The organism is Bacillus sp. FSL K6-2944 (genome assembly GCF_038005385.1).
In the GTDB taxonomy this organism is placed as follows: Bacteria; Bacillota; Bacilli; order Bacillales; family Bacillaceae_G; genus Bacillus_A; species Bacillus_A cereus.
In genome coordinates, this window is record NZ_JBBOTE010000001.1 from 2,983,688 (window position 1) to 3,006,920 (window position 23,233).

Consider the following 23,233-nt stretch of genomic DNA (forward strand, 5'->3'; position numbering starts at 1 on the left):
CATCCTTTTCGAATTGAAATAAAAAAGGAAACGCCATACGTTCCCCTTAATTACTTTTCTCTTCATTTGCTCTTTGAACACCGCGAAGTGTTTCCACTCGGACTGCATCTTGTTCAAAGTATTGCACTAAATCACCAATGCGATCAATCGCTTCCCAACTTAAATGATGTTCAATTCCTTCTACATCATTGTAAATTTTACTTTCATCCACACCGATAATACGCATAAATTGCTCTAGCAAGTCATGACGATATACGAGACGTTCTCCGATTTTTTTACCTTTTGTTGTTAATACAAGCCCTCTATATTTTTCATAAATTAGATATTCATCTTTGTCTAATTTTTGCACCATTTTTGTTACAGAGGATGGATGTACACTAAGCGCTTCAGCAATATCAGATACGCGGGCGTAACCCTTTTCATCAATCAACAAATAAATTTGTTCAATATAATCTTCCATACTAGGGGTAGGCATCGGTTTCCTCCATCCAAGTTCATTTTGCTTATTCCGTACGAAGCAATCAATAAAATGATACACCAGAAAGAATAACGTGACAAGTTGAAAACGAGCCTAAATATATAAAACAAAAAAGAATCTGTATTTGCATACAGACCCCCCTTAAGTAAAATATTGTATTTCTGCATTAGGAAAAAATTCATTTATATAACCTCTTATCGTTTCTTCCAATACTGCTGCATCATCCTTTTTATATACATATTTTCCGATGCCATATCGTCCCCATTTATACTTCCGCTTCTCTTCATCCATTTCAAGCTTCGTATTTGGATAACGCTCTTGAATAACCTTTTTCGCTGGTTTCGTAAAACGATGCTGAATTAATTCAAACGTTAAATTTGGTATCGTCATATCTTTCAGCGCATTGTACAGTCGCTCAAATAGTTCACGATATCCTTCTTCCCATCCTTCATGCATATAAAGTGGCGCGACTATAAAACCAAGTGGATAACCTGCACCTGCTACTTTACGTGCCGCCTCAATTCGCTCCTCAAATGGCGATGTCCCTGGTTCAAAATTTTTAATTACATATCGTGAATTTATACTAAACCTGAAACGAGTTTTCCCATTATGCTTTGCATCTAATAAATGATCAACGTGCGAATATTTCGTGACGAAACGTAAGCGCCCATATTCACTTTCTCCAATGAATTCAATCGCCCGCTTTAATGCATGTGTTAAATGATCAATCCCAACAATGTCTGATGTACACGCTGCTTCAAATCTTGTTATTTCAGGTGCCCTTTCATCCATATATTGCTTTGCCTTCTCAAATATTTCATCAAGATTGACATACACACGAACGTAAGGCTTACTCCCAAGTGTTGTTTGCAAATAGCAATAATGACAATGTCCCATACACCCTGTTGCGAGCGGAATTGCATATTCAGCTGACGGTTTTGACGTATCAAACTTTAGCGTCTTCCTTACTCCAACGACAAGTGTAGCCTTTGCATTACGATACTTTTGCAAATCATTTTCTCCTGGCAAATTTCTAATTTGATTATGTGATGTCGTTTCACGAATTTCTAATCCCATCTTCGTAAACTTCTCATAAAGCTCTTTTCCAAGCGGATATTCAAGTGCCTTTGGTTCAAAGTAAACGAGTTTTGGCATAAATGGTTTCATGTGCTTCCCTCCCTCTCGTTAGTATGGGAAACGTTGAAAAATTAACACGCATTAAAGTTTTCCACTTCAGTAACTTGCGTTGCAAGTTACTGAATGTTATAATTTGGATAACAGCTACCTTGCAACGCAAGTTACCTGAGTAAAAGGTGGTGAAATCATGCACAGCCAAATGTTAAAAGGTGTACTAGAAGGTTGCATCCTATACATCATTTCACAAGAAGAAGTGTACGGATATGAACTGAGCACAAAATTAAATAAACACGGATTTACATTCGTAAGCGAAGGAAGCATATATCCGTTATTGTTACGTATGCAAAAAGAAAAATTGATTGAAGGAACATTAAAAGCCTCCTCACTCGGTCCAAAACGAAAATATTATCACGTAACCAATAAAGGATTAGAGCAGCTTGAAGAATTTAAACAAAGCTGGGGAATGGTTTCAACTACGGTAAATAACTTATTACAGGGGGAGTGATAGGGATGAATGCACAAGACATGATTGAATTGAATAATAAAAAACGTGAGCTTCTAACACCTGAAAATGAAGTTGCTTATAGCGATATGTTAGTTTATCTTCGTTTATCTAACGTGCCAGAGCAACAAATGGAAGAACTGTTACTAGAAATATTAGATCACCTCATCGAAGCACAAGCAGAAAATAAAAACGCTTATGGCATCTTTGGAGATAATTTACAATCTTATTGCGATGAACTTATATCAGCTTTACCAACTCAAACAAAGTTAGAAAAAGCCTCTTTAATTGGATTTTCTATTAGCTTACTTCTTGCTATACAGTTTGGCATAAATGCAATTATTTCATTTTTTATGTTTTTCTTTGAAAAAAACAATACATTATCAAGTCCGCCTTTTAGCATCCTTGGAACTACTTTGTCTGTTTCAATAATTATACTAGGTATACTATTTATTTTATATTTATTAAAGCGTTACTCCTTTAATCAGGAAATAAATTGGAAAAGAAGAATTCTATTTGGATTCGCATTTGCTACTCCATTTTGTTCCGCTGTATTCTTAAATATTTATTTCCAAAAGCAACCTTATCTCATTTATCATCTAAACTTTTGGCAAAATGCTTTAATTGCTATCTTATTTTTTATTTTATATAAATTACTATATAAAAAATCAAATTTTTAACAGCCCTTCAAAAGGCTGTTTTTTCTTCTGTCTAATTTTACAAATTGAAAAATTTCATAAAGAAAATAAGAAAAATGCAAAATAATTAAAGTTAATTGTTGACGTGATGCTTTTATTATCGGTATCATAAATCTTCGTGAGCAATTATTTTTCGTTATACGATTTTTTTATTATTACTGAATTTTTGAGAGGAGAAATTAGATGTCAGTTAAGAAGAAAACGCAAGTACGCACCGGCAAAATGGTACGTGAACTAATGTTAGCAGACGAAGATGTAAATGCTTCGCTAATTATGGTATATAGTGAAAACGGTGTAAACGCAGAAATTAAAATCGAGGGCTTAACGCCGAAATGTAACGAAGAATTATTTTTGAGCGGAAACGTGGATTGGAACAAGAGTGTTATTTATAAAATTGTTGATTTCACTGGAAACGCTGAAGTTGGTAAAGTTACATTAACAGCGATGAACAAAAACAATGTTTCTCTAGAAATTGAACGCGTTATGTGGAGTAAAGAAAATAAAGAAGCTGCCGAGCAAGAAGAAACACAGGTAGAAGCAGCACCGAAAAAGGAAGTAGTTGTAGAAGCTCCAAAAGCAATTACGCCTGCTCCTAAGCCTGTTACGCGTGTGGAAACACCTGCTATGGCACCTAAGCCTACTCCGGTACCGACACCGAAGCCAGTAAGCGTAGAAGCAGCTGTAGAACTAGTTACTCCAGCGCCTGTGAAAAAAGCGGTCCCTACTCCAGTTACAAAGCAAGAGACAGCACCGGTTGCTCCTGCAAAACCGAAGCAGCCTGCTTTGACTGAAACAAATTCAAAACTACAAGAAAATTATGTTAAACTCGTGAAAAAGACAATTGAAGTTTGTCAAGATTACGAGCTTGGCATCGACATAGATGATTCTATTGAAAGCTTAAAAGAAGAACTACAAAGCCAAGGTATTAGCGTTACATTTGACAAAGAAATTATGGACGTTGTAAATCGCCTTCGTTCTTTACAAGATAAAGGAATCAAAGTAGAAAAAGTACTTAATTTACTATAAAAAATAAGAGGTGGCAATTGCCATCTCTTATTTTTTATAATTCCACTCATTACTTTCATACTTTTCTTTCGCTAACGTTTGAACTTCATGTAACTGTTCTTCTGTTAATTCATATGGAACAAGTTCTACATCCAATCCTTTTTCAAAGCCAACTTCAAACGCTTTAATTAACTGTTCTATCGTAAATGTACGGTCTGTTAATTCATTAATTGCTACTGCTTTAGAAGAGAACATACTCTTCATACGTTCCTTCACACGTTCATTTGGGAATAAAAATAGATCATATAGTTCATCTAAATCAATTTCTAATGGAATCGATCCATGCTGTAAAATAACACCTTTTTGACGTGTTTGAGCACTACCAGCAATTTTTCGTCCTTCCACTACAATTTCATACCAAGATGGTGCATCAAAACATACGCCGGAACGTGGATTTTTTAAATTTTCACGATCTGCTTCTGTTTTTGGAACTGCATAATATGCTTCTAACCCTAATGCCTTAAAACCATCTAATAAACCTTGCGAAATAACACGATACGCTTCTGTAACTGTTTTCGGCATATTCGGATGATCTTCAGACACAATAACACTATACGTTAACTCTTTGTCATGTAGTACACCCCTGCCGCCTGTTTGACGACGAACGAATCCATATTTCTTTTCGTTAACTACATCCATATTAATATCTTTTTCAACACGTTGAAAATACCCAACTGTTAATGTTGGTACCTCCCATTCATAAAAACGAATTGTTGGTGGCATTTTCTTTTCACTTTGCCAATTTAATAAACATTCATCTAACGCCATATTAAATGCCGGTGAACATTGACCAGAGTTAATATAACACCATTTTTCTTTTCCCATCCTGCACCTCATATAACCAATTATTTTTCACATTCTCTAGTCTACCAAATTCGACAAAATTTGTGAAAGAATACGAAATTTCTTCTTATATGCAAATGAATCTGTTGCATAAATACATAAGGGCATTATAATATTGAAAGTAGGATAAGAAAAAAGGGAGCGATAGAATCGTGTCAACAACTTGGATTATTTTATTAGCCGTAATCGTAGCATTTATCGGCTACACTGTATGGATGTACTTCTATCAGAAAAAATTAATTAAAACTCTTACAGAAGAAGAATTTCGCGCTGGCTACCGTAAAGCACAGCTTATCGATATTCGTGAAGCAGACGAATATAACGCAGGGCATATTTTAGGTGCACGTAACATTCCGTTATCACAAATTCGCCTTCGCCATAAAGAACTTCGTCAAGATCAACCTGTTTACTTATATTGCCAAAGCGGATTCCGTACAGGTCGTGCAGCGCAATACTTAAAAAAACAAGGCTACAAAGATTTCTACCAATTACAAGGCGGATTTAAATCTTGGACAGGCAAAATTAAAAAGAAATAATAACATACAAAAAACTAGCTGAATAAATCAGCTAGTTTTTTCATTTCATCTTATTCGCAATGTATAATAAATTCTGCTTGATTACCTTTTCATCGTTCTCTTCTACATTCCGATACAGCAGTTGATATTCAATTCCTTTCTCTTTCCATATAAGCGTAGCAAATTCGTCACCACGTTCATAATCATCTTTATTTTTAAAATAAGCAGACGTTCCATTATTCAGTTTCATTTGTTCTTGAAATCGCTTCTCTTCCACAAGATCCGGAAAACTATAAGGAAAGTTCGCGACATTTAACTCAATATACTCATTTCTACCTGGTTCTTTCTGTTTATATTTAATCGTTAAGACAGTGTTCTTTTTCCCAAGCGTTCTTACTTCCCCCTTCACATCACTTGTAATATCGTACGGTAAAAACGTTGGAACTTTAAACTTCACCGGAAAATATTTTGGAAGTTCCTTTAGCGGAATAGGATCCGTAACACGATCCATAGCTCCTCCCGTTGTTCCCACAAAGTGTTTTTCTTCTTGCATCGTTTGCTGAAACGAACACGAACTAAGCACGAAACTAGAAAACACGAAACAAATGATTCTTTTTTTCAATTTGTTTCCGCCCTTTCATATCGCTCTCTTAACGAACGAAGCGTTGATATTCTCTTCATATTCGCTTTGTCACCAAACTCCACCTTTGAAAACTTTCCACGTTATTCTCACACATTTTGACAACACTTTTTGCAAACAAAAAAGACCCCTATCATTCTTACGCCCAAGTGAAAAGGTTACGCGAATAAAAAGAAGTCTTATTAATACCATAGTTTGTGAAAAGCTTTTCAGGTCAAGATTTTTTCTTTCTTATTATTTTCCCTTTATAATAAGGGAAAGAGGTGATACATATGGCCAATATAAAACAAATTGCTAAAACTGCTGGTGTATCGATATCAACTGTTTCTCGTGTCCTGAATAATCACCCTTACGTAAAAGAAGAAAAGCGTAAGCGTGTTCTAGATGCTGTTGAAGAATTAAACTACGCAAAAAATATAAATGCTGTCCATTTAATAAGAGGGAAAACATATACAATTGGCGTTATGCTTCCTTTCATTAACCTCCCCTACTTCAGTACGATTATTGAAGGAATCGGAAACGAAGCGTTATTAGCTGGGTATCATATTAATTTATGTCAAACGAATTACGATAGCATTGAAGAAATTCGTGTTCTTGAAATGATGAAAATGAAACAATTTGATGGGATGATTATTTGCTCCCGAACGAGCTCTTGGGAACAAATCGAACCTTTTGCAAAATTTTCCCCTATTATTTCATGTGAAAAAATGAAGCATCCCCTCATTTCATCCATCTACGTAGATCATTATGAAGGTTTCCGTCTTGGTACTGCCTATTTACTAAGTAGAGGCCATGAAAAAATCGGAATTTGTTTAGCAAGAAAAACAAGTGTAAATTCCATGGAGCGCGAAAAAGCGTTCGCCGATACACTTCGTAACGAAGGGAAAACGTTGCATCCTGAATGGATTTTCCACCAATGCTATACAATGCAGGACGGAGCACAAATACTCCATCGTATTTTAAATATGAAAAATCGTCCAACTGCTATTTTCACAGCGAACGATCAAGTTGCAGCTGGTTTATTAACAGAGGCTCGAAAACATGGTATTCGAGTACCTGAAGACCTTGCTATCCTTGGATTTGATAATCATGAAATTTCAAAGGCATTAGAAATTTCCACAATTGAACATCCCGGTCTCGCAATGGGCTCACATGCTTTTTCTTTATTCCATAAGCAGATCCAAAGCGAGCAAATTGTCGGCAGTGCAAAAGAACTTTCATTCCATTTAATTGAGCGAGAGACTGTCTAAAAAGAGCGTTACTTATAACGCTCTTTCTCAGCTCTTCACCTATTGACATTATATTTCCCATCTCATATAATGAACCTAACGAACGGTAGGTAGGGGATGAAAATGACAGCAAACCGCATTAAAGCTGTAGCACTTTCTCATTTCGCACGCTACGGCTATGAAGGAACTTCATTGGCAAATATTGCTCAAGAAGTTGGGATTAAAAAACCATCGATTTACGCACACTTTAAAGGAAAAGAAGAGCTATATTTCATATGCTTAGAATCTGCTCTTCAAAAAGATTTGCAGAGCTTCACAGGCGATATCGAAAGCTTTTCCAATTCGTCCACTGAAGAATTGCTTTTAAAATTATTAAAAGGGTATGCAAAACGATTTGGTGAAAGTGAAGAATCAATGTTTTGGTTACGAACTTCTTATTTTCCGCCTGATGCATTTCGCGAACAAATTATTAATAAAGCAAATGTACACATTGAAAACGTCGGAAAACTTTTATTCCCTGTATTTAAAAGAGCAAGCGAACAAGATGAGCTGCATAACATTGAAGTAAAAGACGCCTTAGAGGCTTTTCTATGCTTACTCGACGGTCTTATGGTTGAACTATTATATGCAGGTTTAAATCGTTTTGAGACACGTTTAGACGCTTCTTGGAAAGTATTTTGGCGCGGACTTTCAAACTGACGGATTGCTCCTTTGCAATGCGTCGTTTTTAAGCCCTTTACCTAACGACTGGTAGGAAGGAGAAATGACATATGGCATGGATTTATGTAATCATCGCTGGTATTATTGAAATATTTTGGGTGATTGGACTAAAAAAAGCAGAGGCACCACTTGAATGGGCTGGTGTTGCTCTATTAATTACAATTAGTTTCGTCTTATTATTTAGAGCTTATAAAGATTTACCTGTCGGCACTGTATACGCAGTCTTTACAGGAATCGGAGCTGGCGGAATCGTTCTTACAGAGATTTTCATCTTCGGAGAACCTTTCTCTATCGTAAAAGTTTTATTAATCGGTTTAATCTTCTTCGGAGTAATTGGTTTAAAACGAGTAACAGAAGAAAAAGAAGCGAAGGAGGCCGCATAAAATGGCTTGGGTATTTTTAATTCTAGCTGGTATTTGTGAAATTATTGGTGTACTCTTTATGAAAGTAGCCACTGAAAAGAAAGGCTGGGCACCAAAAGTTATTTTAATCGCTAACTTCGGCGTAAGCTTCTTCTTCTTATCTCTTGCGATGAACACATTACCGATGGGAACTGCTTACGCAATTTGGACTGGAATCGGAACTGCTGGAAGTGCACTTCTAGGCATTCTCATTTTCCGAGAATCAGCGGATTGGCGTCGTCTTGCTTTCTTAAGCTGTATTCTATGCGGCGCTGTTGGCTTAAAACTATTAAGCTAACGTGAGATAATATGAAGTGACCTCCTAGATTATCAAGTCAGGGATTTTAACCCATAATAATGAATGAAAACATTATGAATGGGGTTATACCCTATGATAATAGGAGGCCACTATGGAAAATATAATCTATATTGGGATGGATGTCCACAAGGAAAGTTTTAGCTTATGTGCACTACACGGAACAACTGGGGAAATTGTAAGAGAAGCACGATGTGCTTCAAATGTATCTCTCGTAAAAAAATTCGTTGAGAAACTGAAAACAAAATATGGTGAAGATATAAAAATTAAAGCTGGATATGAGGCTGGTTGTTTAGGGTATTCACTTCATAATCTTCTTGAACAAAATGGAATTGATTGTGATATTTTAGCTCCCACAACAATGTACAGTTCATCAAAAAATAAAATGGTTAAAAATGATAAATTCGATGCCAAAATGATTGCTCTTAATTTAGCAAATGGCACCTATAAAGAAGTATATGTTCCAGAAGAAGAGGATGTTGCCGTGAAAGAGTATATCCGCATGTTAGGTGATTTTAAAACATCTTTGAAAAAAATAAAACAACAGATAAAAGCATTCCTTTTAAGGCATGGCTATGTGTATGAAGGGAAATCAAGCTGGACAATCGCTTATATGAAATGGTTAAAGAATCTTGATCTACAAGGATTATTCAAAGAAACGTTAGGCGAATACCTATTACAGTATGATGTTCTAGTCGATAAAATTGAGCGGTTCAGTCTGAGATTAGAAGAATTATCTCATCGTGAAAGGTACGAAGAACCAATCGCAAATTTAAGATGCTTAAAAGGTATAGATACAACATCGGCAATGACTGTTCATGTGGAAATTGCAGACTTCACTCGTTTTCCCACGGCTAAAGCATTTATGGCTTATGTAGGATTGACACCAAGCGAAAGCTCAAGTGGAGAAAAAATCAGTCGACGTTCGATTACAAAACAAGGAAATTCGACCGTTAGGTCTACTCTTGTAGAATGTGCAAATGCGTTGGTAAAAGGAACAATCGGATTAAAATCGAAGCGAGTGAAAGCAAGACAAAAAGGGCAACGAAGCGAAGTGATTGCTTATGCGGATCAGGCTGTAGAAAGGTTACAAAGAAAATATTATCGCATGATATATCAAGGGAAACCTAGAAATGTTGCCGTTACAGCTATCGCAAGAGAACTGGGGTGTTTTATATGGGGATTAGAAACAGGTAAAATTCACCGAAAATAAAGAGGGAAGGATATGAAGTTGATTGATTCATTCATAGTTAGAAACCAAAGGTATCAATTGATGGCATAGATGAGCTTCAGAGATAGTGAATTACAGGTCTGGCTATCTATGACTCACCTCTTCTGGCATGGCTGAAATTCTGATAAACAAGCTATTTATTAGAATTTGAAAAGGTGTGATCCACGCAGTGAGATTATAAGAGCCTAACGACGAACCATTAACCTGAGGTAACCAATCCACGAATAACAGAGTGGTTAACTGTCGATAGATCTTATTTCTGAAGCTTTTGTATGCCATCAAGAAAAATATTATGGGTGAAAAACTATTGACAAAGGTCACTTCATAACAGGTGAATGTCATGTGGAAAGAAAAAGGAAAGAAAATATTAGCATGGATCACACTTGGTATCGTCATTCTATTACAAATAAGTTTTCATATAATAGAATCATTGTTTCATAAAGTATTATCCATTCTCACATTCCTTCCTAACATGACACTTGAAATTATATCAATTGTTTGGTCCATTATCGCCTCCATTGCAATCGTCATTATATGGAGTATCGCCAAAATATGGAATAAGTTATTAAAAAAGGACAGTACTTCTGAAAAAGAGTAACTGTCCTTTTTTATATTCATTCAGACTTTCTGTAGAAGTTAGATGTGATAAGACAAAACAGACCAACTATGGCAATACTTATACCAACCCTTTTATGTAAACTTGGAAATAACGGTGGTATATCCGAGTAAACATTTGCTAATATGAGACCGATTGAAAATAAAAATATTCCTATTCTATATAACCATTTTCTTTTGTTCATCATTCTCCTCTCCTAACATTTTTCATACACTCCTTTCTTTTGGACATACTACCTAAAAAAAGGAGTGAATAATATGCAAAATTCTATACATAAGCAAATCCTATTTTTATTTTTCCTATTTCTTATTCTCGTTATCGTTTTCAGCTTTATATTACATACTCCAAAAGATGTACCAAATAGCGTTTCTTTTTATAAACTACTGCTCTCGTATTGTCGTTATTGAAGAAGGTGCCTTTTTTAAGGCACCTTTTAAAATTCTCTTTTTTCATATATTTTTACTGAAACGAAGATAGATATTATGAACATGCATATTGAACTAATGAATAACAAGCTGTTATATAGTTGAATTTGTTCTAAGTTGATTTGAAACAAAGCTTCTAAAACAACTATCGGTGCCATGAATATTACTATCGTAATGAAAATGGATTTCTTATACCCTAGCCAAAAGGCTATTGGTAAAACAAAGCTTAAATACAATAAAAGGTTCTGGTGCAAAAAAGCGAAATGATTTGAAAATGCTCTTTCAAACTTGGCAATACTGGTGCTATTACTAAAAAAAGGTGTGTGATCAGTATGGAAAAAGAAAATATATTCAAATGGAAACAGTATCAGCCTGATATCATTGTATTAACCGTACGTTGGTACCTGCGGTACAACTTAAGTCTTCGTGATTTAGTGGAAATGATGGAGGAAAGAGGATTATTCTTAGTACATACAACAATTATGCGATGGGTGCATCAATATGGACCAGAATTAAATGAGCGTATTCGAAAACATTTGAAACCAACCAATGATTCTTGGCGTGTGGATGAAACATACATCAAAATCAAAGGAGAGAAAATGTACTTATATCGCGCGATTGATTCTGAAGGAAACACGATTGATTTTTATTTAAGTCGTAAAAGAGATGCGAAGGCTGCCAAACGTTTTCTAAAGAAAGCCTTGGCTTCTGTTCATGCCACAAAACCTCGTTCGATAACTGCTGATGGCGATAAAGCCTATCCTGTTGCAGTACGTGAACTAAAGGAAGAAAAGTGTATACCACACGGTATACCACTTCGTGTAAAAAAATACTTAAACAATATCATTGAGCAAGATCATCGGTTTATCAAAAAACGGATTCGGAATATGCTAGGATTGAAATCATTCCCTACAGCTATAAAAATGATTACTGGAATAGAAGCTATGCATATGATCAAAAAAGGACAAACTCTCCAAGGGGAGAAGTCTGTCCAAAAGCAGATATATCTTATCAATGAACTCTTTGGTTTAACAGCATAAAGTTCCATTCCGTTAGGAATCTTCTATTCTTTTTTCACATTCCACTATTGTTGCACCAGAACCCTTAAATAAAGCTAATACTAGCAACCATTGTCGTTTCAATAAATTCAAATAAGTTAACCCCGCTCTTCATTCCTATCGTGAAACAACCGACCGTTACACTTATAAAAAGAATAATTATTGCTACTATATATTTCGCATACACAATTTGTTTTCTCAATATTGGTAAACTATTTACTATAACTTCACTCTCATTTTTACTATCTGCTTCAAATGTTTTTACTGTTGCCCCAATTGTAATAATTACTGACATAATTATGAACAGATTTTCCGTATCTGTTAAGGCCATATAAAAGAAAACAGGATACAGTATGTACCAAATTAAAAATTTCCATTGAATGATGAAATCTTTTAAAATTAGTTGCTTGATCATGTATTACCCCTCCTAATATGAAAATGCCCCTTCTATAACTCTGCCTCCTGAAACATTTTCATTGAGAGGAACATTGATATGAATATACTTACTAACACTCCAATACTAAGAACACCCATTGCTAGTGTAGCCTCTTGAGAGTGGAGTACTTTTAACATAATTGTTTTATCACCAAAAATATTGCACATAAGACCAATCATACCCATTAAAGGAAAAAGCATAATCAAATTTAAGACAGTAATAACTTTATATCCCCCAATGTAATTAGTCGGTATCGTTACTGCACAATAAATCAAAGTTGCTACTATTGCTGAAAATATTGCATACCCAGGCATAACTATATCTCTGTTCAATAAAATATTTCCTAATATTACGACTATAAAAGTTACACTCAAACCAGCCATAATAAATAATGTGCTTGAAATATATTTAGCTATAATTATCTCTTTTCTCGTTATAGGCAAACTCACTAACACTTTTTCTGCTTTACTTTTCTCGTCATAATAAAAAGAAATATATATAATCGTACTACATGTTATAAATACTCCTATTGCAATCCCCATTGGTTCGACGGAATTCTTAAAAATAGATAAAATAGGGATTAAAAAATAGAAAGGAAACATCTTCTTCTGTAAAAAAACTCCTTCAAAATCAATTGTTGCATATAAATTCTCCTCTCTATAAATCACGCGTTTCATAAATTTTAATTGTAAGAAACATAGAAACGATATAGACACTAGCTAATATCATTCCTCCAACTATAAATACACCAATATGTACTGGATTCATAATCCACTCACTGAATGAAGATGTTGTTTCATTCAGCCCATCACTAATAAATATCCAAAGAATTACACCCACTCCTATTGATGCTGCTGATCCTATACTTCTTACTACCTTCGATTTTGTACCATAATAACTAGGGAAAAACGTGACAACAAAAAATGTGGCATAAACAGCTCCATTTATGACTTCATACCATGGAATTTCAATGTATAGATTAGGATGATATACACCGATATCACTAATAACCACAATACCCCTTATAAGAAAAACAACTAACATCGTAGAGAGAATGGCACCAACAATGAATATTGCACAGGAAATATATCTAGCAATTATGATATCCTTTCGACTTACCGGTAAACTATTTATAACAATGTCACTTTTATTTCTTTCATCCATAACGGTTAACGTCATAACCGATGAAAAGGTTATAAATAGACAACTCATTGGAAATAACAATTCACCACTTGCATCTAACATAAAGAACAAAAGGGGCATAACAAGATTCACTAACCAAATTACCCGAAAAAAGAACAAATCTTTATATACGAGCTGACGCATAGGCACCTCTCCCTTTCGCAGTGTAAACGATAATGTCATCTAATGTAGGCTTTTCTAGTACAACCTCATTTCCAAACCAATCGATAATTGTTTGTTTATCCTTCGCTAAACCTTCAAAACCAAATTTATTTTTTCGTAATCCAACAAATAGTTCTTTTCCTTCTCGGTCTAATAAATCATTACTTCCTTTTACGATTACGTAGTTCTCCATTAAGTCTTCTTTTTCACCAGTAAATATAATTTCTCCATCATTGATGAACGTAACATAATCTGCAATGCGCTCTAAATCTGTTGTAATGTGCGTTGAGAATAATACGGATACTTCATCTTCCATTACAATTTCTTGCAACATATCAAGTAATTCACTTCGAACAACTGGATCTAACCCTGCTGTCGGTTCGTCCATAATAATAAACTCTGCGTGGTGCGAAAGTGCGATGGCAATCGCAAACTTCATTTTCATCCCTTTAGATAGCTCTTTAATTTTTTTATACTTTGGAACTTGCAATCTATGCATATACGATTGATACTGCTCTTCGTCCCACTTTTTATATAACGGTGCAATAATACGCTTCATTTGTTCACACGTTAAATCTTCGTAATAATGATTTTCATCATATACAAAACCAATATTTTGTTTTATGTCCTTTTCGGCTTTCTTATTGTCTTTGCCAAAAATTTTTATATCGCCGCTATCTTTTCTAATTAAATTCATAATCATTTTGATCGTTGTACTTTTCCCAGCACCATTTGGTCCGACAAACCCCATAATATATCCTCGTGGTAATGCAAAACTTATATTTTTCACTGCAAAATCTTGATAACTTTTACAAACATTTTTTAGCTCTAACATCTCTTATTCCCCCTTATATAAACACGCAATCATCTGCTGCAATTCTTCAAGTGAAAGCTGCAACACTTTACTTTCTTTTACGATTTCTTCAGCTTTACTTTCCAATAGGCGAAGCCTTTGTTCTTTTAATAGTTCATTATTTTTACGTGAAACATAAGTCCCCTTCCCAGCAACAGTTTCTATATATCCTTCTTTTTCAAGCTCCTCGTATGCACGCTTCGTTGTAATGACACTAATTTGTAATTCCTTCGCTAAGCTACGAATAGACGGTAATTGATCTCCACCCTTTAAACCGCCATTTAAAATAAGCTGGCTTAATTGTTTTCTTATTTGCACATAAATAGGGTCTTGGGAAGAATTCGAAATAATAATATTCATGTTTTCCTCCAGTGTGTGTATATACTGTGTATACCTTATATATACAGTATATACACACCATCCTATTTTTGGCAAGAAAAAAGACCAACATTTTCCTGTTGGTCTTTCGTATATGTATCACTTTTCAAAGCGATCTAACATCTCGTCTCTCATTCCGAAACTTACTACTGCAATTCCTATATACATAAACAGAAGGAATGCCGGATGAACTGTGTTGTACCAGCTGCTGTCAACAATTAAGTAAATCGTTAATGCCACAACAAGAACAAACGCTAAGATAAACATATAAAAGTGTCTTGTACTACCCATGATAAACTCCTCTCTTCTCACTTCACCATTCAACAGTTTATTTTATCGAATAATTCGATATGACTCAAGGTTAACTTTCTGTTATGTAATCAAGTTCTACCTTTACAATGTCCTCACATGCTATTGAAATGATTGTTCCTTGTTTATCAATCGCCGTCACTTCTCTATTATCCATTACACGATTTGCTACTCTTTCTAACACTTTTCCTTGGTCTCGATAGCAAAATTCTTTTACATCTTTAATTGTTTCTCCATTTTCTAAATGGTATACCATTCTATAACATCGATATCCCACACTTTCACCCCCGTCTTGTTCGTTTTTTCACATATACATAAAAATGAGTAATCTTTGCCTCATCACATCTTCTTAATTTCAATAAAATTCTAACAAAAATAAATACTTTTATCAAACCGACTTTTTCAACAAAACTACCTATAAAACTACACCTTTACACCATTAGGAAACAAAAAATATATTTTTTAACATTTTCTTCACTATTTCTGCATAAAGTGAAACTTTAATCAGTGGGGATTTTTGTTCATCCCCACTGATTATTAGTTGAACCAATCGGGCATTTACGGACAGTTTATCTCCCACCTGACTTCTTTGCACCAGCTAAGTTTTGAGTTGGAAGTTTACTGTCCGTTAATGCGGGACAAATTATCCATACAAAAAAAGAACCCGCCTCAGCGAGTTCTTCTTTTGTTATTCTAATTAAACTTGTACAGGAGCTGGCTTTGCATAACGTAAAACTGGTTTACGTGCAGCCATCGTTTCGTCTAAACGTTTAATGACTGTCGTATGCGGTGCTTCTTGTACAACTTCTGGATTTTCTTCTACTTCTTTAGCGATTTGAATCATCTTATCAATGAAACCATCTAATGTTTCTTTTGATTCTGTTTCTGTGGGCTCAATCATAATACATTCTTCCACATTTAATGGGAAGTAAATTGTTGGTGGATGGTAACCAAAATCAAGCAGACGTTTTGCAATATCTAATGTACGTACACCAAGTTTCTTTTGACGACGACCTGATAATACAAATTCATGCTTACAATGTCTATCGAATGGAAGATCATAGAATGGCGCTAATCTTCTCATCATATAGTTCGCATTTAATACAGCATACTCCGTTACTGCACGCAAACCATCTGGACCCATAGAGCGAATATACGTGTATGCACGAACGTTAATTCCGAAGTTACCATAGAATGGTTTCACACGACCAATTGCTTCTGGGCGGTCGTAGTTGAAGTGATAACCACTTTCCGTTTTCTCTAAAATCGGTTTTGGTAAGTACGGAATTAAATCAGCTTTCACACCTACTGGACCAGAACCTGGGCCACCACCGCCGTGAGGACCTGTAAATGTTTTATGAAGGTTTAAATGCACAACGTCAAATCCCATATCTCCTGGGCGTGCTTGGCTTAATACCGCATTTAAGTTTGCACCATCATAGTATAATTTACCGCCTGCATTATGGACGATTTCTGCCATTTCTAAAATATTTTCTTCGAATAGACCTAATGTATTAGGATTTGTTAACATAAGTGCTGCTGTTTCTTCGTTTACAACACGTTTTAAGTCTTCTAAGTCAACAAGGCCATTTTCATTTGATTTTACTGTAATTGTTTCAAAACCAGCTACAGTTGCAGATGCTGGGTTCGTTCCGTGAGCAGAGTCAGGTACAATTACTTTCGTACGGTTAAAGTCACCATTCGCTTCATGGTATGCACGAATTAACATTAAACCTGTCCATTCTCCGTGTGCACCAGCTGCTGGTTGTAAAGTAACAGTATCCATACCTGTAATTTCAATTAAATGCTCTTGTAAGTCGTACATTAATTCCATTGCACCTTGTACTGTCTTTTCATCTTGCAGTGGATGAATATTTGCAAATCCTGCGAAACGAGCTACACTCTCATTAATTTTCGGATTATATTTCATCGTACAAGATCCAAGTGGATAGAATCCAGAATCAACACCGTGGTTACGGTTTGAAAGTGCTGTATAGTGGCGCATAATATCAAGTTCAGATACTTCTGGTAGCTCTGCATCTTCTACTCGAATATAATCGCTCTCAAACACATCTTCTAGTTTCACTTCTTCTACATCTAATTTGGGTAAGCTATATCCTATGCGTCCTTCTTTACTCACTTCAAAGATAAGTGCTTGGTCTTGGTTCTTCATTGGATAGCCCCCATTTCGTTTACAAGTGTGTCAATTTCCTCTTTTGTACGAAGCTCAGTTACTGCTACAAGCATATGGTTTTCATGCTCTTTATAATCACGGCCTAGATCGTAACCACCGATAATATTCTTTTGTAATAATGCATCGTTTACTTCTTTCACTGGACGTTTGCAATCTACAACAAACTCATTGAAGAATGGTCCAGCAAATGTTACTGTGAAGCCTTTTGCTTCAAATTGACGTTTTGCATACTGTGCTTTAGAAATGTTTTGACGTGCCATTTCTTTCACACCTTGTTTGCCAAGTGCCGTCATTGCAACAGAAGCTGCTAATGCATTTAACGCTTGGTTTGAACAAATGTTAGATGTCGCTTTATCACGACGAATATGCTGTTCACGTGCTTGTAACGTTAATACAAATCCACGTTTACCATCTGAATCTACAGTTTGTCCAACAAGACGTCCTGGAATTTTACGCATAAATGCTTTCGTTGTTGCAAAGTAACCACAGTGCGGTCCACCAAACTGCGTTGGAATACCGAATGGTTGTGCATCACCGATTACAATATCAGCACCAAATTTCCCTGGTGGTGTTAATGCGCCTAATGATAATGGATTTGAAGAAACGATAAATAATGATTTTTGTTGATGAACGATTTTTTCAATATCAGCTAATTTTTCAACTTGTCCGAAGAAGTTTGGATATTGAACGATTACACAAGCAACTGTATCATCTACTTCACTTTGTAATACGTCTAAATCTGTTACACCATCTTTATGATTAATTTCAACAACTTCAAGATTTTGACCTTTTGCATACGTTTCAAGTACTGCTCTTGATTCTGGATGAACCGCGCTAGATACAAGAATTTTCTTTTTGCGAGTATGGCCAGCTGCTAACATTGCCGCTTCAGCTAAAGCTGTACCCCCGTCATACATAGAAGAGTTTGCTACATCCATTCCTGTTAATTCACAAATCATTGTTTGGAATTCAAAGATTGCTTGTAATTCCCCTTGTGAAATTTCCGGTTGGTATGGTGTATAAGCTGTATAAAATTCTGAGCGAGAAATAACATGATCTACAATTACTGGAGCATAATGATCGTATACGCCTGCTCCTAAGAAAGAAGCGTATTCTTTTAAGTTAGCATTTTTATTAGCCATTTGAGATAGCTCTTTTAAAAGCTCTGGCTCTGATTTTGCTTCTTTAATTTTTAAATCCCCTTTAAAACGAACACTCTCTGGAATATCAGAGAATAATTCATCGATCGTTTGAACGCCGATCGTTTGTAACATTTCTTTTTTGTCTTCTTCTGTCATTGGAAGATAACGATGCAACATGAAATCTACCCCTCTCCCCGTTACTTTGAACGTTTGTAAAATGGTGTTGGAACAACTACTGCTTTGACGCGTTTATTACGAATTTCAATTTCTACTTCTGTATCAACTGCTGCGTATTTTACATCAATTAGTGCTAAACCAATGCTTTTCTTTAACGTTGGAGATTGTGTACCACTTGTTACTTCCCCAATTTTCTCTTCACCAATAAATACAGGGTAATGCGTACGAGGAATTCCACGTTCGATTACTTCGATGCCGACTAATTTACGAGGCGCACCGTTTTCTTTTTGCTCTTTTAACGTTGCTTTTCCAAAGAAGTCTGCTTCTTTATTTGTTTTTACCGCAAAGCCAATTCCAGCCTCAATCGGTGTAATATCTTTTGATAATTCTTGTCCATAAAGTGGTAATGTTGCTTCGAATCGAAGTGTATCACGAGCACCTAAACCACATGCTTTTAAGCCCTCTTCTGCTCCAACTTCAAGAAGTTTCTCCCAAAGTTTTGCAGCATCTTCACTCTTACAGTAAATTTCGAATCCATCTTCACCTGTGTAACCTGTACGAGATACAAGTGCTGGAATTCCATCTACAAAAATATCGTTTTTAAATTTAAAGAACTTAATTTCTTTCAAATCTTCTGACACAACTTTTTGTAAAATGCCTTCTGCTTTTGGTCCTTGAATTGCAAGCTGTGCAACTTCACTAGAAACATTGACTACTGTCGCATCGCCAATTACATGACTTGCTAACCATTCGTAATCTTTCTCGATATTTGATGCATTGATTACTAATAAATAGTCTTCTTCACCACGTTTGTAGATTAATAAATCATCTACTGTACCACCATTTTCGTAGCACATAGCTGTATATTGTGCGCCCCCTACCTTTAAGGTAGATACGTCATTTGTAACAACACGTTGTAAAAATGCTAAACTATCTACACCTTTTACTTCAACTTCTCCCATATGAGACACATCGAACAAACCTGCAGCTGTACGTACAGCTTCGTGTTCTTCTTTAATGCTTGAAAATTGAACTGGTAATTCCCAACCACCGAAGTCGATTGTTTTCCCACCATACTTCGCGTATACATCAAATAACGGTGTACGTTGTAATGTAATCATGCTCTCTCCCCCTTATGCTTTGACAAATCAATAAAAGTTGCTTCCCTTTTCTAAACATTTTCATTCTGAAAAGATAGGATATACGGAATCTCATTATATTTTTTTATGAAAGCGTAAATAAAAAATCACTTTCTTGGATAAAATACGAAAGATTCCACACATTTCACACCATTATCCTAACATCATTCGCTATATTTCATCAATATTCTAGCATAAAAAATAATTTAGAATTTTTTATGTTAAAACACAATAAATACAGCTTTTGAGATTTAATACTTTATTATTGTCTATCATATAGCCTTTAATAACGATAATTATGCCTTCTTTTAAGGTAAATCATCATACATTAAAAAATAATTACTTTAGTTTATAAAAGGTGGGAGAGTTGTAATGAATGTCGATATTTCCGTAGATCGGACGTGGCAAAACAATTTTTTAAATAGAATTGACGAAGATGGTCCTTGGACAAACTGGGATTTATATCACTTAGCTTATGAAACAGAAAAATCGTTACTTGTTCCTACTTTTGATGGACTACAAGCACCGAAACATTTATCCCATTTCACACCGCTTCCGCATCAATTAGAAGTCGCTCAAAATGTGATTGAACAAATGAATGGTAAAGCGATTCTAGCAGATGAAGTAGGCCTTGGAAAAACAATCGAAGCTGGACTTATTTTGAAAGAATACATGGTCCGCGGGCTCGTGAAAAAGGTACTTATACTTGTCCCAGCTTCTCTCGTATCACAATGGGCATACGAGCTGAATACAAAGTTTTTCATTCCCGCTGTAGCACAAAAGAAAAGCTACTCGTGGGAACAAGCTGACGTAATCGTATCATCAATTGATACTGCGAAACGTTCACCACATCGCGATATCGTGTTGAACTTGGAATATGACCTTATTATTATCGATGAAGCACATAAACTGAAAAATAATAAAACAAAAAACTATGAATTTGCACAACGATTAAAAAAGAAGTTTTGTTTATTACTAACCGCTACTCCTGTTCAAAATAAGATTGATGAAATTTTTAACCTTGTTTCTTTATTAAAACCAGGACATTTAGGCAATCAATCCAACTTTGAAGAATATTACGCTTCCAAAAATCGCTCAGCCGAATCAGATGAAGACTTAAAAGCTCTCATTAATAAAGTAATGGTGCGAAATAGACGACATAATACCGGTATCGATTGGCCGAAGAGACATGTACGCACAATTTTTGTTGAGTTTAATGAACAAGAACAAGCTCTATATAATGATATCGAAAATTGGCGAGGACAAGACGCCTTCACATCTGCTTTCTCATCGTTAACTTTAAAACGGGAAGCATGTAGTAGTCGTGAGGCTGTTTACTATTCATTGAAAAAGCATGTAGAAAAAAGACAGAAAGAAAACGAACATTATATAAAAGATCCACATATCGATGTGCTAATGGACAAAATTAATCATATTCCTTTCAACTCGAAAGCAACTAAAGCTCTAGAGCTTATAAAAGAAATTGACGATAAAGTCGTCATTTTCACGGAATACCGAGCATCACAGATGTACTTACAATGGTTTTTACAACAACACGGTATTTCTTCTGTTCCATTCCGCGGCGGATTTAAACGCGGGAAGAAAGATTGGATGAAGGAACTTTTTCAAAATCGTGCCCAAGTGTTAATTGCAACGGAAGCTGGCGGAGAAGGCATTAACTTACAGTTTTGTAGCCATATGATCAATTATGATTTGCCATGGAATCCAATGCGTCTTGAGCAAAGAATCGGACGTATTCACCGTCTCGGTCAAAAGAATGATGTTCATATTTATAACTTAGCTACAAAGCATACTGTTGAAGAACATATTCTGAAACTGTTATATGAAAAAATCAACTTATTCGAGCGTGTTATCGGTGAACTCGATGAAATTTTAACGAGAATTAATATGAAAAACATCGACGCGCACATTCAAGAAATTTTCGCGCAATCAAAAAGCGAAGGTGAAATTAGAATTAAGATGGAAAACTTAACATCTATTATCGACTTTGCGAAACGAAATGAAGCTGAGGTGCAAGGCTATGCAGCAACATGAAATTCATAATTACTTATACAATTTCTTTGAGGCGAATAACTGTGAAATTTTAGAACGTTCTCCTCATTTATTAGATGTACAGTTAACAATTGAGATGGATAAATTATTAATGAATCGCCCTTTTTATTGGCACTATCTTGAGAAAACAGGAGGCGTACCGAATCCGATGCGCCTTACTCTTATTACAAATCCAGAAAATGAAGAAAATGATGGTGAGCTTATTCACTACGGTTCACCACGTCTACATCAAATTTTCCAAACGACAAAAGAATTAGGCTCTTACATACGTTTATATGAGGATGTAAGACATAATGGGGCAACACATACACCGCTCCACCCTTGGCTCGGTATTAATATAAAAGTTTCCTATCAATGTGATCGAAAAAAAGACATCCTTCACTCGATTGGCATTCATCTCATTTCTGGAACAATGATGGCAAACTTTCATGAAACATTAACAAACATTAAACTTACACCAAAAATACCTGATTTTTGTTTTACGCTCTCGCCCATCATTAAACCTCAAAGTGGTTTACAACGTATAGAAGACGCTTTAAAAAATATAATTGCAGAAGATGACCATACGTGGGCAAAAGAAGCAAGAGTGCGTTGGAATCATGATTTAGACCTTTTAAACCGTTTTTATGAAGAAAGTGACGAACTTCCTGAGAGCTATGAAATTGAAAAACAAGCTCTGCAAGAACAGTATGAACCACGTATTACAGTGCAAATTATTAACGGTGGACTCTTTTATGTTACCGCGAATCATTTTCTATCAAAATAAAGCTCCTTCTGCTTTAGAAGGAGCTTTATTTCGAGTTACTCTCTATCCTCATTACGCTCTTGTTGTTTTTGCTTTGCCATGCGTTTTTGATACGCACGATCCTTCGCGCTCACATGATTTGCATCAGTTGGAAGATTTTCTTTCGAACGTCCAATTCCATTGCTCATCTTTCCCACTCCTTTTTACGTTTTTCAGAATACATGTTTATTTTCAGCTAGAGTTACAATCCTTATACAAAAAAATAAGAGCAGCCATTGGCTACTCTTACTCGCTCACATATTTTTGAAACATATCATGGATGCCTTTATTTACTAGGTTCGAGATCTGCTCGTCAGATTTATTCGGATAACGATCACGCAATCTGATAGATGCCTTCACCATTAAATTTTCTAATACAGAACGGCCACCTTCTCCATAAATAATTTCAGCATATTTAACAAGCCTTCCATCCTCTACTGTTGCTGGATTATGATTGAAGAAAAATTTACTCATTGTCTCCACCTCTCTCTTTTGATAACGTTTACATTTATATAGATTATTTATGTTAT

Annotated in this window: 28 protein-coding genes and 3 pseudogenes; 13 read left to right on the top strand and 18 right to left on the bottom strand. The window is 35.4% G+C overall.

Features of this window, described 5'->3' with window-relative positions:
* Positions 1 to 46 precede the first annotated feature (46 nt).
* On the bottom strand, positions 47 to 475 hold the full coding sequence (gene mntR / locus MHH55_RS15095) for a transcriptional regulator MntR (protein ID WP_001143084.1): 429 nt from the start codon (positions 473 to 475) through the stop codon (positions 47 to 49).
* Positions 476 to 619: 144 nt separating this feature from the next.
* Complete coding sequence (splB, locus tag MHH55_RS15100) at positions 620 to 1,645, bottom strand: spore photoproduct lyase (RefSeq protein ID WP_000802107.1); 1,026 nt, start codon at positions 1,643 to 1,645, stop codon at positions 620 to 622.
* Positions 1,646 to 1,802: 157 nt separating this feature from the next.
* On the opposite strand from splB, the gene MHH55_RS15105 reads away from it, so the two are divergent.
* The 3 genes from MHH55_RS15105 (at position 1,803) to MHH55_RS15115 (ending at position 3,841) form a co-directional block, all read left to right on the top strand.
* The gene (locus MHH55_RS15105) at positions 1,803 to 2,120 is read left to right on the top strand and encodes a PadR family transcriptional regulator (protein WP_000556087.1); all 318 of its coding nucleotides are present in this window, start codon (positions 1,803 to 1,805) and stop codon (positions 2,118 to 2,120) included.
* A 5-nt stretch (positions 2,121 to 2,125) separates the two neighbouring features.
* Positions 2,126 to 2,797 (top strand): DUF1129 family protein, encoded by a 672-nt coding sequence (locus MHH55_RS15110; RefSeq protein ID WP_139362428.1) that lies wholly within the window; start codon positions 2,126 to 2,128, stop codon positions 2,795 to 2,797.
* A gap of 201 nt (positions 2,798 to 2,998) precedes the next feature.
* Complete coding sequence (locus MHH55_RS15115) at positions 2,999 to 3,841, top strand: hypothetical protein (protein WP_000111898.1); 843 nt, start codon at positions 2,999 to 3,001, stop codon at positions 3,839 to 3,841.
* Between the two features lie 27 nt (positions 3,842 to 3,868).
* Here the strand turns inward: MHH55_RS15115 and MHH55_RS15120 are convergent, their stop codons facing one another.
* On the bottom strand, positions 3,869 to 4,705 hold the full coding sequence (locus MHH55_RS15120; RefSeq protein ID WP_000514081.1) for a lipoate--protein ligase family protein: 837 nt from the start codon (positions 4,703 to 4,705) through the stop codon (positions 3,869 to 3,871).
* Between the two features lie 170 nt (positions 4,706 to 4,875).
* Here MHH55_RS15120 and MHH55_RS15125 point away from each other — a divergent pair, with 170 nt between their 5' ends.
* Positions 4,876 to 5,259, top strand: a complete 384-nt coding sequence (locus MHH55_RS15125; RefSeq protein WP_000108653.1) for a rhodanese-like domain-containing protein — start codon at positions 4,876 to 4,878, stop codon at positions 5,257 to 5,259.
* A 40-nt stretch (positions 5,260 to 5,299) separates the two neighbouring features.
* Here MHH55_RS15125 and MHH55_RS15130 read toward each other — a convergent pair whose 3' ends face one another.
* Positions 5,300 to 5,836, bottom strand: a complete 537-nt coding sequence (locus MHH55_RS15130; RefSeq protein ID WP_033666640.1) for a hypothetical protein — start codon at positions 5,834 to 5,836, stop codon at positions 5,300 to 5,302.
* Positions 5,837 to 6,150: 314 nt separating this feature from the next.
* On the opposite strand from MHH55_RS15130, the gene MHH55_RS15135 reads away from it, so the two are divergent.
* The 6 genes from MHH55_RS15135 (at position 6,151) to MHH55_RS15160 (ending at position 10,373) form a co-directional block, all read left to right on the top strand.
* Entirely contained in the window at positions 6,151 to 7,128 is a 978-nt protein-coding gene (locus MHH55_RS15135) for a LacI family DNA-binding transcriptional regulator (protein WP_017657275.1), read from the top strand.
* Between the two features lie 96 nt (positions 7,129 to 7,224).
* Positions 7,225 to 7,806, top strand: coding sequence for a TetR/AcrR family transcriptional regulator (locus tag MHH55_RS15140; RefSeq protein ID WP_002005730.1), 582 nt, complete (start codon positions 7,225 to 7,227; stop codon positions 7,804 to 7,806).
* Between the two features lie 71 nt (positions 7,807 to 7,877).
* Positions 7,878 to 8,210: a DMT family transporter gene (locus MHH55_RS15145; RefSeq protein ID WP_000312339.1), complete on the top strand. Its 333-nt coding sequence runs from the start codon at positions 7,878 to 7,880 to the stop codon at positions 8,208 to 8,210.
* A gap of 1 nt (position 8,211) precedes the next feature.
* On the top strand, positions 8,212 to 8,526 hold the full coding sequence (locus MHH55_RS15150; RefSeq protein ID WP_000312623.1) for a DMT family transporter: 315 nt from the start codon (positions 8,212 to 8,214) through the stop codon (positions 8,524 to 8,526).
* A gap of 112 nt (positions 8,527 to 8,638) precedes the next feature.
* Entirely contained in the window at positions 8,639 to 9,757 is a 1,119-nt protein-coding gene (locus tag MHH55_RS15155; RefSeq protein ID WP_340880263.1) for an IS110 family transposase, read from the top strand.
* Positions 9,758 to 10,115: 358 nt separating this feature from the next.
* Positions 10,116 to 10,373, top strand: a complete 258-nt coding sequence (locus tag MHH55_RS15160) for a DUF3975 family protein (RefSeq protein WP_074554868.1) — start codon at positions 10,116 to 10,118, stop codon at positions 10,371 to 10,373.
* A 16-nt stretch (positions 10,374 to 10,389) separates the two neighbouring features.
* On the opposite strand, the gene MHH55_RS15165 is transcribed toward MHH55_RS15160, so the two are convergent.
* Positions 10,390 to 10,578, bottom strand: coding sequence for a hypothetical protein (locus MHH55_RS15165; RefSeq protein WP_002164431.1), 189 nt, complete (start codon positions 10,576 to 10,578; stop codon positions 10,390 to 10,392).
* A gap of 246 nt (positions 10,579 to 10,824) precedes the next feature.
* A pseudogene (locus MHH55_RS15170) lies at positions 10,825 to 11,139 on the bottom strand (ABC-2 transporter permease); the annotation flags it as partial.
* Between the two features lie 9 nt (positions 11,140 to 11,148).
* Between MHH55_RS15170 and MHH55_RS15175 the strand changes: the two are divergent.
* Positions 11,149 to 11,856, top strand: coding sequence for an IS6 family transposase (locus MHH55_RS15175; RefSeq protein WP_100910607.1), 708 nt, complete (start codon positions 11,149 to 11,151; stop codon positions 11,854 to 11,856).
* A 67-nt stretch (positions 11,857 to 11,923) separates the two neighbouring features.
* On the opposite strand, the pseudogene MHH55_RS15180 reads toward MHH55_RS15175, so the two are convergent.
* From MHH55_RS15180 to gcvT, 10 genes and pseudogenes are all read right to left on the bottom strand, one after another.
* Positions 11,924 to 12,286 (bottom strand): annotated as a pseudogene (locus MHH55_RS15180) (ABC-2 transporter permease); the annotation flags it as partial.
* A gap of 35 nt (positions 12,287 to 12,321) precedes the next feature.
* Positions 12,322 to 12,953: pseudogene (locus tag MHH55_RS15185) on the bottom strand (ABC-2 transporter permease).
* Between the two features lie 14 nt (positions 12,954 to 12,967).
* Positions 12,968 to 13,636: an ABC-2 transporter permease gene (locus MHH55_RS15190; RefSeq protein WP_001249554.1), complete on the bottom strand. Its 669-nt coding sequence runs from the start codon at positions 13,634 to 13,636 to the stop codon at positions 12,968 to 12,970.
* A complete protein-coding gene (locus tag MHH55_RS15195) occupies positions 13,617 to 14,489 on the bottom strand; it encodes an ABC transporter ATP-binding protein (protein ID WP_078187081.1) in 873 nt (290 codons plus the stop codon). The genes MHH55_RS15190 and MHH55_RS15195 overlap by 20 nt, the downstream gene beginning before the upstream one ends.
* A gap of 3 nt (positions 14,490 to 14,492) precedes the next feature.
* A complete protein-coding gene (locus MHH55_RS15200) occupies positions 14,493 to 14,867 on the bottom strand; it encodes a GntR family transcriptional regulator (RefSeq protein ID WP_001021349.1) in 375 nt (124 codons plus the stop codon).
* Positions 14,868 to 14,984: 117 nt separating this feature from the next.
* Positions 14,985 to 15,176 carry a hypothetical protein gene (locus MHH55_RS15205; protein ID WP_000535933.1) on the bottom strand — a complete coding sequence of 64 codons (192 nt, stop codon included), beginning with the start codon at positions 15,174 to 15,176 and terminating at the stop codon, positions 14,985 to 14,987.
* A gap of 70 nt (positions 15,177 to 15,246) precedes the next feature.
* A complete protein-coding gene (locus MHH55_RS15210; RefSeq protein ID WP_000262496.1) occupies positions 15,247 to 15,450 on the bottom strand; it encodes a DUF3929 family protein in 204 nt (67 codons plus the stop codon).
* A gap of 441 nt (positions 15,451 to 15,891) precedes the next feature.
* A complete protein-coding gene (gene gcvPB, locus MHH55_RS15215; protein WP_000795703.1) occupies positions 15,892 to 17,367 on the bottom strand; it encodes an aminomethyl-transferring glycine dehydrogenase subunit 2 in 1,476 nt (491 codons plus the stop codon).
* Entirely contained in the window at positions 17,364 to 18,707 is a 1,344-nt protein-coding gene (gcvPA, locus tag MHH55_RS15220) for an aminomethyl-transferring glycine dehydrogenase subunit 1 (protein WP_000903228.1), read from the bottom strand. The genes gcvPB and gcvPA overlap by 4 nt, the downstream gene beginning before the upstream one ends.
* A 20-nt stretch (positions 18,708 to 18,727) precedes the next feature.
* Positions 18,728 to 19,828 (bottom strand): glycine cleavage system aminomethyltransferase GcvT, encoded by a 1,101-nt coding sequence (gcvT, locus tag MHH55_RS15225; protein ID WP_078187082.1) that lies wholly within the window; start codon positions 19,826 to 19,828, stop codon positions 18,728 to 18,730.
* Positions 19,829 to 20,218: 390 nt separating this feature from the next.
* Between gcvT and MHH55_RS15230 the strand changes: the two genes are divergently transcribed.
* Together MHH55_RS15230 and MHH55_RS15235 are read left to right on the top strand one after the other, a co-directional pair.
* Positions 20,219 to 21,901, top strand: coding sequence for a DEAD/DEAH box helicase (locus MHH55_RS15230; protein WP_001100040.1), 1,683 nt, complete (start codon positions 20,219 to 20,221; stop codon positions 21,899 to 21,901).
* Entirely contained in the window at positions 21,888 to 22,685 is a 798-nt protein-coding gene (locus tag MHH55_RS15235; protein WP_001183964.1) for a YqhG family protein, read from the top strand. The genes MHH55_RS15230 and MHH55_RS15235 overlap by 14 nt, the downstream gene beginning before the upstream one ends.
* 35 nt (positions 22,686 to 22,720) lie before the next feature.
* On the opposite strand, the gene MHH55_RS15240 is transcribed toward MHH55_RS15235, so the two are convergent.
* Together MHH55_RS15240 and MHH55_RS15245 are read right to left on the bottom strand one after the other, a co-directional pair.
* Complete coding sequence (locus MHH55_RS15240; RefSeq protein ID WP_000064668.1) at positions 22,721 to 22,852, bottom strand: hypothetical protein; 132 nt, start codon at positions 22,850 to 22,852, stop codon at positions 22,721 to 22,723.
* 97 nt (positions 22,853 to 22,949) lie between these two features.
* Entirely contained in the window at positions 22,950 to 23,177 is a 228-nt protein-coding gene (locus tag MHH55_RS15245) for a hypothetical protein (protein WP_000032702.1), read from the bottom strand.
* Between the last annotated feature and the right edge of the window lie 56 nt (positions 23,178 to 23,233).